This window comes from Caulobacter sp. BP25 (genome assembly GCF_002737755.1).
GTDB lineage: Bacteria > Pseudomonadota > Alphaproteobacteria > Caulobacterales > Caulobacteraceae > Caulobacter.
On sequence record NZ_PEGH01000011.1, the window covers coordinates 58,867 to 70,077 of the forward strand.

The window sequence follows — 11,211 nt, forward strand, 5'->3', positions numbered from 1 at the left end:
CGCGATGACGACGGTGGTTTGCGCAGCCGATGATTTGAAGACCTGGATCGCGCCGTCGCGGACGGCGGTGCTGGTCATCGACATCCAGGTCGACTTCGCCTCGCCCGAGGGCGCTCTGGGCGCCTATGTCGACATGAGCGGGGTCCAGCCAGCGGTCGCGGCGGCGGCGAATCTGGTCGAAACGGCGCGGGCTGCGAATGTTCCCGTTGTCTTCGTTGGCCTGTTCACGACGCCCGAGACGGACTCCCTCAGCTGGCGCGAGCGCACGCGCCGTCGAGGGGGGGATCCCGACAATGAGAACGCCCTGTGCCGCCTCGGTGAGGTTGGCTCCGACTTCTATGGTCCCCAGCCCTTACCTGGCGAACTGGTGGTCAGGAAGACGCGCTACAGCGGCTTTGGCGGCACGGACCTGGATGCGCGACTGAAGACCTTGGGTGTCGACACGCTGGTCGTGGCGGGGGTGACAACCGAATGCTGTGTCGACAGCACTGTCCGCGACGCCTTCAGCCTCGACTATCACGTGTTCGTCGCCGCTGACGCCTGTGCGGCCTACGAAGAAGATCTCCATGTCGCCTCGCTGAAGATGATGGAGCTCAACAGCGCCATCCTGACCGACACGGCGCAGGTCGCGACGGCCTGGAGCGCTTGAGATGGCGGACGGATTTCCCAACCTCGGGGCCGTCGCGCCCTACGCGGTCACCGAGGCCGATCGCGCCGCCATCGCCGCCGCCATCGACGAAGATGAGATCGTCCAGCTGGCCCTGACGCTCGGCAACATCCCCGCGCCGTCTGGCAAGGAGCTGGAGGTTGCCAACTACGTCCATGACTGGATGGCGCGTGAGGGCTTCTCGCCGCGCAAGGTCGGGGCGACGCCCGAGCGGCCGAACATCATCGGGACCTATGGCGGCAAGGGCCCAAACACCATTGGGGGGAAGAACCTGCTGTTCACTGCCCACCTGGACACCGAGGCGCCGACCTGGAACCCGGACCTCGACGCCTATAAGTACGCACCCGAAACCCTGGCCAATCCCGAGTGGGAGAAATGCTGGCTGGAGGACGGAAAGCTCTTTGGCTACCCGATCGCCAACGATCGCGGGCCAATGAGCTGCTTCCTGATCGCGGCCAAGGCGCTGAAGAAGGCCGGCTATGAGTTGGCTGGTAAGATGTACCTGACGGCCTGTCCCGGCGAGATCGGTCCAGAGCCGATCGAGGAGCACCGGGGCGTCGCCTATATGGGCAAGGACATTGGCGCTCACTACCTGTTCCACCATGGCGGCGTCGCGCCGGACTACGCCATCGCGGCCGAGGGCTGCGACTTCGGGCTCACCTGGGTCGGCTGCGGCTATGCGGTGTTCCGGTTCCAGGTGTGGGGTGAGGGGGTCTTCACCCCGCTGCTGGAGCAGCCCGCGACCTCGGCCCAGCATCCGAACCCTATCTACAAGCTGGGGCGCCTGACCGACGCCATCCACGCCTGGAGTGGCGAATGGGAGAAGACCAGCCGCTACGAAAGCTCTGGCGGCGTCGCCCAGCCCAAGTCGCAGATCGCCTCGGTGCGCGGCGGTATCCCCTATGCCTTCGGAGCGGGGACGGAACTGGTGAACCTCTATCTGGAGGTGGGGCTCAGCCCCAAGCAGCGGGTGGCCGACGCCCAGCACTCGCTTGAGAAGATGGTGCGGGATGCAGGCCTTGGCCGAGTCGACATCGAGCCGGTCGTTGTGCGCCACGGCTTCGAGGCGAACGCCGCCGAGGTCGCGCCGCTGGTCGGCGCTGTCGATGTCGCTACTCAGCTGGGTCTTGGCCATCCGGTCGCGCTGGCCAATCCTGTCTATTCCAGCATGTGGCGCGACCACAACGTCTTCAACATGCACCGCATTCCGGCGATCACAACCGGCTTTCGCCGCTGGAGGCCGACGCCGAAGGACCTCGTCGACAGCGCCCTGATCTACGCCCTGACGACCCTGGCCGTCTGCGGTCGTGCTAGCCTGGAAGAGAGCGCTGCGCAGCCGGCGTCGGCGGTCTATCCCGACAATCCATTCGGGAGCGAGCCATGAGCATCGCGACCCAGGTTCAGACGCCCGAGCCGGACGACTTCCGCAGGGCCATGGGCAGCTTCGCGTCAGGCGTGACCGTGGTCACCGCCTGTCACGAGGGGCGGCTGGTGGGCACGACGGTCAGCGCGTTCAGCTCCGTGTCGATGGACCCGCCGTTGGTCCTGGTCTGCCTAAAGCGTGACAGCCGCACGCTGGCGGCCTTGCGACTGGCCGAGCGCTTCTGCGTCAACATCCTGGCGCGTGAGCAGGGCGACCTGGCCTACCGCTTCGCCAAGAGCGGCGCTGACGACCGTTTTGCCCTGACGGCCGTCGAGGCGGGGCTCTGCGGGGCGCCAGTGCTGGCTGGCTGCGTCGCTGCGGTCGAATGCGCCCTTCACGCCGCTTACGACGGCGGCGATCACGAGATTTTCGTCGGCCGCGTGCTGCGGGTCGTCACCGACGAGACCAAGACGCCGCTTGTCTATGCGCGCGGCGGCTTTCTGAACATCTAGTGGAGTTTCGCATGGCCTATGACGTGCTCGACGTGAAGCCCATGACGCGCCGGATCGGCGCGGAGATCTTCGGCGTCGATCTGGGCAAGCCGCTCAGCAACCGCCAGTTCGAGGAGGTCCATCAGGCGCTGCTGCAGCATCAGGTGATCTTCTTCCGCGACCAGGACATGTCGCACGAGGCGCATAAGGACCTGGGCCGCAAGTTCGGGGATCTGGCCATCCATTCTGGCGTGCCCGGACTGCCCGACCATCCCGAGATCGTCGCCATCCACGCCGACGCCAATTCCAAGTTCGTGGCTGGCGAGAACTGGCACTCGGACCTGACCTGCGATCCCGAGCCTCCGCTGGGCAGCATCCTCCACATGAAGGTCTTGCCCGAGGACGGCGGCGACACCTGCTTCGCCAGCATGTACTGGGCCTACGAGACTCTGTCGGACAAGATGAAGGCCTATTTGGAAGACCTGTCGGCGGTGCACGACGCCAATCCGGTCTACAAGGCCATCTTCCCTGATATCGACCGCAAGTATAATTGCTCGACCCACCCGATCGTGCGGACCCACCCGGTCACCGGCCGCAAGAGCCTCTTCGTCAATCCGTCCTATACGACCCATATCGAGGGCCTGCCCAAGGCCGAGAGCGCGGCGATCCTGAACTATCTCTACCAGCACGCCAGCAATCCCGACTTCCAGGTTCGCTTCCGCTGGCGGCCCAATTCAGTGGCCTTCTGGGACAACCGCTGCACCTGGCACCAGGCGATCTGGGACTACTTTCCCGATACTCGCACGGGCTATCGGGTGACCGTCGCGGGCGACAAGCCGTTCTGACGGCCACATGCGCAAAGCGCCGCCATGACGCATGGCGGCGCTCGGGCGTTTGGTAGGCCGCCGCGCTCCTGCAGGCGCGGCGTTCTGCTATTCGCGGGTGAAGCCAGCAGGGACCTGCGGATCCGGCCCGGCCTTGCCCCACAGCACGATCTCGTTGCCCCAAGGGTCGCGGAAGGCGTGGTTGTAGCCGTTGAATTCCTTCCAGTAGTGGTTCCGCCACAGGATCGAGGCGCCCAGGCTTTCGGCGGTTCCCAGGATGCGGTCGGCGCTGTCTTCGTCGCCGATCAGGACCCAGATGCGCGGCTTGCGGCCATCGGCGCTCAGCGTGCGCGGCTCGACGCTGGCGGGCTCGGGATGGGGGCGGGCGTTGGCGGCTTTGAAGATCCCAAGGTGCAGGTTGCCGATTTCGCTGTCGCTTCCGTCGGGCTTCTTGAAGAAGCCGCCGGGGACCATGCGGTGGTAGACGCCTTCGGGGCGCGCGTCGTTCTGCCAGCCGAACACCTGAGCGTAGAAATCCCCAGCGGTGGACGGATCTTCTGAGGCGAGGTCGACGAAGATAAGAGTGTTGGTCACTGAATAATCTCGCGTTTCGGGTCAGTCGTGGAAGCCGACGGAAAGGGAAAGGTCGTTCCAGGCGTCGATGTCGGCGGCCAGGGCTTGAGCGGCGTAGCGGGCGTACTTGAGGGCGTCGGCGCCCAGCAGCAGGTGCATCGGCGGGTTCGGTGCGTCGGCGATCGCCAGGATCGCTTGGGCGGCCTTGGCTGGATCGCCCGGCTCCTGGCCGGCGTGTTCGGCCATGATCCGCTCGGCCTCGCGGGCCAGGCCGTCGTACTCGGCGAGCTTCGTACGGACGATCGCTTTGGAGGCGGCCGCGAAGTTGGTTCTTAGGCCGCCCGGCGCGACGTTGACGACCTTGATCCCGAACTCGGCCACTTCCTGGGCCAGGCTCTGGGTCAGGGCCTCGAGCGCCCATTTGCTGGCGCAATAGACGCCCGTGCCCGCCCAGACCGCCAGCCCCGAGACCGATGTAATGTTGATGATCCGGCCGTCGTGTCGCGCCCGCATGGCGGGTAGGGCGGCCTTCAGAACGGCGAGCGGTGCTAAGATGTTCGTTTCGAACTGGGCGCGGACTTCGTCGAGCGAGGCCTCTTCAATCGCGCCGAACAAGCCGTAGCCAGCATTGTTGACGAGGACGTCGATCTTGCCAGTGACCCCTTCGGCCGCAGCGACCGCCGTGCCCACGGCTGTCATATCGGTGACGTCCAGGATCATGGCGTGGCCGCCCTGGGCCTTGAAGGCTGCGGCCGCCTCGGGGCGTCGCACCGTACCGATCACCACATCGCCACGAGCGATCGCCGCGAGACCGATCTCGCGGCCAAGGCCGCTCGACACGCCCGTGATGAACCAGGTCTTGGACATCGCCGGACTCAGTACGGCTTGTCGCCCTTGACCCACAGCCGCTGCATGGTCCGGAAGTACTTGGTGTCGTCGTACAGGGTGCCGGTGTGCAGGGTGCAGCGGTTGTCCCACATCAGGAGATCGCCGACCCGCCACTTGTGGCGATAAACGAACCGCTCCTGCGTCATGAACTCGACCAGTTCATCCAGCAGCGCCAGGCCCGCGGGGCCGGGCATGCCGATGACCTCGGTCACGGTGCCGGTGGAGGGCCAAAGCGCTTTGCGGCCGTCAGCGGGATGGGTGCGGATCAGCGGGTGTGTGACGTCGGGATTGGCCGCCTCCATCTCGGGCGACAGGGTCTGCTGCTCTCCAAAGGCGCGGGTCGCCATGAAGTGCTTGTAGCTGTGATGCAGCTTCAGGCCTTCCAGCAAGGCCTGCCGCTCGGCGGGCAGGGCGTTCCAGGCGGCGCAGCCGTCGGCCAACAGGGTGTCTGAGCCCTCGTCGGGCACTTCCACCGCATAGAGCATGGTCAGCATCACCGGCTCTGGCTTGTAGCTGTAGTCGGTATGCCAGCCGACGCCGTCGTTGTGGGCGCCGATTGGTTTGCCGTCGACGACGCGGTTCGAGAGGATGAAGATCTTCGGGTAACCCGGCAGCGTGAAACGCGTTTGGGTGTGATCCTCGGGCTCGCCGAACCGATTGATGAAGCGCATCAAGTCGTCGGGCGTCATCTTCTGGTCGCGCAGCGCGATCGCGCCGTGGCGGTGAAAGGTATCGACGACCTGATCGAGGGCCGCATCCGAAGCTGAGGCCAGGTTGATTCCGGAGATCTCGGCTCCGAAGTCAGCCTTCAGAGTCGTGATGGCGATGTCGGTGGCGAGCGTCATGGCGTCTCTCAGCTTGCTGTTCGAAATCCAGCCTATGCCCCCAGGCGCCGACGGTCTTGCCTCATCGCGCCTTCTGGCTTTCCGGTGATCGCGTCTGATGACCGTCGCTTGGGCGCCGAAGGGGGCTGTCGGACGCTATTCGCTCGCAAAGGGGGCGTCTGCGGCCTGGAGGGCGGTCGACGACCAACTCGTCGTGCGCGCTGAGGCAAGACCTCATCAGGATGCGGTCCTAGCGTAACGGTCGACATCCGCTACTCTTGAGCGCTTCACGATGAGCCTGAGCCCGACGAACGGTCTCTTCAGCGACGCCTTCTTCGAGGGGCTCTCGCGCTCGATACAGGGCGTCGAGGCCGCCGAGACCCTGCCCCCCGCCTGCTATACGGACGCCGAATTCTACGCGTTTGAGAAGGAGGCGTTGTTCAATCACGAGTGGCTGTGCGTCGGCCGTGTCGATTGGATCAAGGAGCCCGGCGACTACTTCACCACCCGGATCATCGGCGAGCCGATCATCGTCACGCGCAATCGTGACAACCAGATCAAGGCGATGTCGGCGGTCTGCCAGCATCGCGCCATGCTGGTGGCCGAGGGCAGGGGCAATGCGCGCGGCTTCGTCTGCCCCTATCACCATTGGGTCTATTCGCTGAACGGCGACCTGGTGAACGCGCCAGCCATGGAGCGGACCTGCGACTTCGACAAGAAGGCGGTCAAGCTGCCGACCTTCAAGGTCGAGATCTGGCTGGGCTTCATTTTCATCAACTTCGACGCGGAAGCGCCGCCGCTCGCGCCGCGCCTGGCTGCTGTCGAAACCGCGGTCGCCAATTACGATCTCGAGAGCGCCGATGGCTTGACCCCGCCCATGACCGGCCAGTTCGCTTGGAACTGGAAGGTCATGTTCGAGAACAACAACGACGGCTATCACGCCAGCAAGCTGCACCGCGGACCGCTGCACGACTTCATTCCCAGCGAACTGTGCAGCTTTCCGGAAGCTGGCGAAGGCGACGCTGGCTTTCTCCGCTACAACGCCACCCTGCACGCCGACGCCAGCTTCAACCCGACGCAGAAGGCCGTGCTGCCAGTGTTCCCGAAGCTGTCGGTCGAGGACCGCAACCGCGCGACCTTCGCCAACATCCCGCCGACGTTGTCGCTGGTGATGACCAGCGACATGGTCATCTATCTGATCCTGCGACCCACGGGCCCTGAGACGATGGAGCAAGACACCGGCTTGCTGGTCGCTCCGGGGGCGACCGAGACGCCCGGCTTCGAAGAGCGCCTGGAGATGATCATGACCTCTGCGGGCAAGATCATCGCTCAGGACATGCACGTCGACGAACTGGTGCAGCAGGGGCTGCGCTCGCGCTTCGCCATTCGGGGGCGCTACTCTTGGCAGGAGGGAGCCCAGGTCCAGTTCAACCGCTGGCTCACCCCTCGCTATCAGCGGGCCTGGGCGGCGATGAAGGCTGCCCCCGCGTCGCCTTCCGCCAAGACGGAGGCCGCCGCATGAGCCGTCTACCGGTCATCTTTTTTGGTCACGGCAGCCCGATGATCGCGCTGGAGACCAACGACACCACCCGCGCCTGGAGAGGTATGGGCGACGCCGTCGGCAAACCTAAGGCCATCCTTTGCGTATCGGCGCATTGGCTTACGCGCGGGGTCGCCGTCACGGCCATGGCGCGCCCCAGAACCATTCATGACTTCGGAGCTTCTTTTCCGAAAGCCCTGTTTGATCAGCAATATCCGGCGCTCGGCTCGCCTGGGCTGGCGGCGCGCGTGCGGGAGGTTCTGTCGCCGACGCCGGTCGTTCTGGACGAGCAGGGCTGGGGGCTGGATCACGGAACTTGGTCGGTGCTTTGCAAGGCTTTTCCCGACGCCGACGTTCCGGTCATCCAACTCAGCATGGACGCCACCAAGCCGCCGGCCTGGCACTTCGAGATCGGTCAGCGCCTGGCGAGGCTGCGTGACGAGGGCGTGCTGATCATTGGCACGGGCAACATCGTCCACAATCTGCCGGCCATGGACTGGGGCGACCGCGACTGCGCGCCCTACGACTGGTCCAAGCGCTTCAACGACTACATCAAGGCCGCGATCATTGAGGACGCGCCGCAGCGCGCTATCGACTTCGAGAGCCAGGGGCAGGACGCGAGGCGCTCGGTTCCGACGCCCGATCACTACTGGCCGCTGCTCTATGTGCTGGGCGCGCGCCTGCCTGGCGACGTCCCGACTTTCGCCCCCGACCATATCGAGCACGGCTCGCTCAGCATGACGAGCGTGACCCTGTCCGCCGCGTCCTGATCCGGAGACCCCGATGCCCTTCATCTGCGAACCCGGCCAGACTCGTCCTGATGTCGTCCCCGGCGCGCTGCACTATCTGCCAGCGACGCCGAAGACCGTGCACTGGGGCTATTTCGATCCTGGGATCGCGCCTGCGCTGCGGATCAAGAGCGGCGACCTCGTCCAAGCCGAGGCCATCACCCACCACGCCGGCGATGCGCCGGAGTTGATGATGGACGAAGGTGTCACTCGAATCTTCAAGGAGATCCCCGAGGACGATCGCAACCCCGGCGTCCACATCATGACCGGCCCCATCTATGTCGAGGACGCCAAGCCGGGCGACGTGCTGGAGGTGCGCTACCTGCGCATGGTCCCGCGCAACAACTACGGCTCCAACCTCGCGGCGAACTGGGGCTATCTCTACAAGGAGTTCGGCGAGAAGGAGCGCGTGACGATCTACGAGCTCGACGCCAACACCAACACCGCCAGCGCCCTCTACGCCTACGACTTCGAAGGCAAATATCTGATCCCGGGCACGATCACCCACTGCCCGGAATGCGATCGCCAGCCGGCTCTGAAGGGTGTGCGGGTTCCCGCTCGCCCGCACCTGGGCACCGCCGGGGTCGCGCCGGCCGTCGACGGCCGGGTCAGCACCATCCCGCCTGGCGAGCATGGCGGCAACATCGACAACTGGCGCATCGGGGCCGGGGCGACGATGTACTACACCGTTCAGGTCGATGGCGGTCTGTTCTCGATCGGTGATCCCCACGTCAGTCAGGGCGACGGCGAGCTGTCGGGGACGGCGATCGAGTCCTCGCTGAATGTTCTGATGCAGATCGTGCTGCGCAAAGACATCCAGACGCCCGGACCTTTGCTTGAGACGCCAAAGTGGTGGATTGTTCATGGCTTCGACGAAGATCTTAATGTAGCCATGCGCGACGCCTCGCTGAAGATGCTGAGCCTGCTGCACGACCAGGTGGGTCTTTCGAAAAACGACGCCTATTCGCTCATGAGCGTCGCCGCCGATTTCGGCGTCACCCAGGTGGTGGATGGCCGCCAGGGGTGTCACGTACGCATCCCTCGCGACATCTTCCCGAAAATGGAGGGCTAGCGGCGGTGAAGGCTTGGTCGTTCAGCACCGAAAGCCATCCTCGCGCGGAACGCGCCCAGGCCTGGCGCGAGGCGATGAGCAGGCTGGGTTTGCCGATCGAGGGGCTATCCGACGTCGAGCCTGCGGCGGCCTCGGTCGTATGCCTGACCTCGCCGCTTGGCATCGAGTTCGCTCTGGTGGAGGCTGGCGCCCAGACCATTTCCGGACGCCTCAGCGCCCAGCCGGCCGCCGTCTGGTTGGCGGTCCTTCTTTATGGCGAAGCGACGCTGGTGACCGACGATCTCGCCGTCAGCGTGGCCATGGGCGACATCGCCTTTGGACCGACGGGGCAGGCGGCGGCGTTGCGGTTGGACACCCGTTCGCGCCTTCTGTTCGTTCGCGCGCCGCGGGTGGCCTTAGACCATCGTTTGATCAAGCCCTTCAACCTGAGGGTCGGCTGGCTGGACGGATCCAAGGGCGTGCCCCGCATCCTGTCGGATCTGCTGCGGGCCACTGCCGAGGAATTGGAGAACCTGTCGGTCGACCAGTTGCGGCCGGTGGATCTGGCCCTGACCGAGTTCCTCGCCCAATGCCTGCTGGAACGCGGGGCGGCGGACGCCGACGCCTTCGACGCTTCGACGCCCACGGCGCATTTGCAGCGGCTGTGCCAGACGATCGAGACCTTGCTACCAGATCCGGACCTTTCCTTGCGCCGGGTGGCCAACGAGGAAGGCGTTTCGCCGCGATACGTCCAGAAACTGTTCGCCTCCGCCAACGAGACGTTCAGCCACTATCTGCGGTCTCGCCGCCTGGAGCGCTGTCGGATCGACCTCTCCAGCCCCCAGCATGCGCGTCTGTCGATCTCGGAAATCTGCTTTCGCTGGGGCTTTAACGGCTCGGCGCATTTCAGCCGCGCCTTCCGTGAGCAGTACGGGCTGTCCCCGCGCGAGTTCAGGCAGGGGCGGGAGCCCGTCGGCCTCTCGGCTGAGCGAGCGCTGAGCCAGCCCCGCATGTAGATGGGCCGGCGCGCTTGGCGCCGGCCCTTAGTAGGCTATTTGGCGACGCTGACCTTGAAGATCATCACGTTGCGATAGGTCTGGCCGGGATCGAGGCGCACCGGCGCGAACTGCGGCTTGTTCGGGGCGTCCGGGAAGTGCTGCGGCTCCAGCGCGATGCCGTCGCCTTGGCGGTAGAGCTTGCCGCTCTTGCCGATCAAGGAGCCGTCCAGGAAGTTGCCGGCGTAGAATTGTATACCCGGCTGGTCCGACAGGATCTCCAGCACACGGCCGCTCTTGGGGTCGGCCAGGCGCGCGGCTAGCCGCAGATCGCCACCCGACTTTCCATTCAGAACGTAGTTGTGGTCGTAGCCCTTGCCGACGATCAGCTGCGGATCGCTGGCGTCGCGAATGCGCTCGCCGACGGCCGTGGGCTTCCGGAAGTCGAAAGCCGTGCTGGCGACCGGCGTGGTCGCGCCCGTCGGGATCAGCTCGTTGTCGACGGGGGTGTAGCCGTCGGCGGGGATGGTCAGGACGTTGCCCATCGCGCCGTCGGGCGAGCCTTCGCCAGCGACGTTGAACAGGGCGTGGTTGGTCATGTTGACGATCGTCGGCTTATCGGTCGTCGCACCGTAGGTGATCGTCAGCTGGTTCTGTTCGTCGAGCGCATAGGTCGCCGTGGCGTTCACGGTTCCCGGATAGCCCTCGTCGCCGTCCGGGCTGGCATAGCCCAGCGTGACCGAGGCTGTCGGACCAGACTTCGTGTCGAGGACCTTCCAGACGACCTTGTCGAAGCCCTTCACGCCGCCGTGCAGGGCCGTGACGCCGTTGTTGTTCAGCGCCAGCTGATAGGTCTTGCCGTCGATAACGAAGCGACCCTTGCCGATCCGGTTGGCGAAGCGGCCAACGGTCGCGCCGAAATAGCTCGCGCTCTTCACATAGGCCGCCGCGTCATTGAAACCGAGTACGATATCGGCCTTCTTGCCGGCCTTGTCGGGCGCGATTAGCGACTGCAACGTGGCGCCGTAGGTGATGACTGTGACGCTGACGCCCTTGGCGTTGGTCAGGGTGAAGGCCTCGACCGCCTCGCCCGATGGCGTCTGGCCAAAGGCGCTGCGGGACAATTCGGCGGCCGTCGCCGTCGATGTCGCGACTAGGGCGAACGCGCCACACAGGGCGATCGTCTTGAATGTCATGTTTCCTCTCC

12 protein-coding genes are annotated in these 11,211 nt (G+C 65.3%); 8 read left to right on the forward strand and 4 right to left on the reverse strand.

Annotation, left to right across the window (positions count from 1 at the left end):
• Window positions 1-4: 4 nt before the first annotated feature.
• The 4 genes from CSW59_RS08260 to CSW59_RS08275 are packed head-to-tail and all read left to right on the forward strand — an operon-like array spanning window position 5 to window position 3,366.
• The gene (locus tag CSW59_RS08260) at window positions 5-649 is read left to right on the forward strand and encodes a cysteine hydrolase family protein (protein ID WP_099443672.1); all 645 of its coding nucleotides are present in this window, start codon (window positions 5-7) and stop codon (window positions 647-649) included.
• Between the two features lies 1 nt (window position 650).
• A complete protein-coding gene (locus CSW59_RS08265; protein WP_099443581.1) occupies window positions 651-2,051 on the forward strand; it encodes a peptidase M20 in 1,401 nt (466 codons plus the stop codon).
• Entirely contained in the window at window positions 2,048-2,542 is a 495-nt protein-coding gene (locus tag CSW59_RS08270) for a flavin reductase family protein (protein ID WP_099443582.1), read from the forward strand. The genes CSW59_RS08265 and CSW59_RS08270 overlap by 4 nt, the downstream gene beginning before the upstream one ends.
• An 11-nt stretch (window positions 2,543-2,553) precedes the next feature.
• Window positions 2,554-3,366 (forward strand): TauD/TfdA family dioxygenase, encoded by an 813-nt coding sequence (locus CSW59_RS08275; protein WP_099443673.1) that lies wholly within the window; start codon window positions 2,554-2,556, stop codon window positions 3,364-3,366.
• Window positions 3,367-3,453: 87 nt separating this feature from the next.
• On the opposite strand, the gene CSW59_RS08280 is transcribed toward CSW59_RS08275, so the two are convergent.
• Genes CSW59_RS08280 through CSW59_RS08290 form a run of 3 tightly spaced genes read right to left on the reverse strand, consistent with a single transcriptional unit; the run spans window position 3,454 to window position 5,651 of the window.
• Window positions 3,454-3,939 carry a VOC family protein gene (locus CSW59_RS08280; protein ID WP_099443583.1) on the reverse strand — a complete coding sequence of 162 codons (486 nt, stop codon included), beginning with the start codon at window positions 3,937-3,939 and terminating at the stop codon, window positions 3,454-3,456.
• Between the two features lie 21 nt (window positions 3,940-3,960).
• A complete protein-coding gene (locus CSW59_RS08285) occupies window positions 3,961-4,785 on the reverse strand; it encodes an oxidoreductase (RefSeq protein WP_099443584.1) in 825 nt (274 codons plus the stop codon).
• Window positions 4,786-4,793: 8 nt separating this feature from the next.
• Window positions 4,794-5,651, reverse strand: a complete 858-nt coding sequence (locus CSW59_RS08290; protein ID WP_099443585.1) for a TauD/TfdA family dioxygenase — start codon at window positions 5,649-5,651, stop codon at window positions 4,794-4,796.
• A gap of 271 nt (window positions 5,652-5,922) precedes the next feature.
• Here CSW59_RS08290 and CSW59_RS08295 point away from each other — a divergent pair, with 271 nt between their 5' ends.
• The 4 genes from CSW59_RS08295 to CSW59_RS08310 are packed head-to-tail and all read left to right on the forward strand — an operon-like array spanning window position 5,923 to window position 10,025.
• The gene (locus CSW59_RS08295; protein WP_201722750.1) at window positions 5,923-7,152 is read left to right on the forward strand and encodes an aromatic ring-hydroxylating dioxygenase subunit alpha; all 1,230 of its coding nucleotides are present in this window, start codon (window positions 5,923-5,925) and stop codon (window positions 7,150-7,152) included.
• Window positions 7,149-7,940 carry a 4,5-DOPA dioxygenase extradiol gene (gene ygiD / locus CSW59_RS08300; protein WP_099443586.1) on the forward strand — a complete coding sequence of 264 codons (792 nt, stop codon included), beginning with the start codon at window positions 7,149-7,151 and terminating at the stop codon, window positions 7,938-7,940. Before CSW59_RS08295 ends, ygiD begins: the two co-directional genes overlap by 4 nt.
• Before the next feature lie 13 nt (window positions 7,941-7,953).
• Window positions 7,954-9,030 (forward strand): acetamidase/formamidase family protein, encoded by a 1,077-nt coding sequence (locus tag CSW59_RS08305; protein ID WP_099443587.1) that lies wholly within the window; start codon window positions 7,954-7,956, stop codon window positions 9,028-9,030.
• Window positions 9,031-9,035: 5 nt separating this feature from the next.
• Entirely contained in the window at window positions 9,036-10,025 is a 990-nt protein-coding gene (locus CSW59_RS08310; RefSeq protein WP_099443588.1) for a helix-turn-helix domain-containing protein, read from the forward strand.
• 35 nt (window positions 10,026-10,060) lie between these two features.
• Here CSW59_RS08310 and CSW59_RS08315 read toward each other — a convergent pair whose 3' ends face one another.
• A complete protein-coding gene (locus tag CSW59_RS08315; protein WP_099443589.1) occupies window positions 10,061-11,200 on the reverse strand; it encodes an aldose epimerase family protein in 1,140 nt (379 codons plus the stop codon).
• Between the last annotated feature and the right edge of the window lie 11 nt (window positions 11,201-11,211).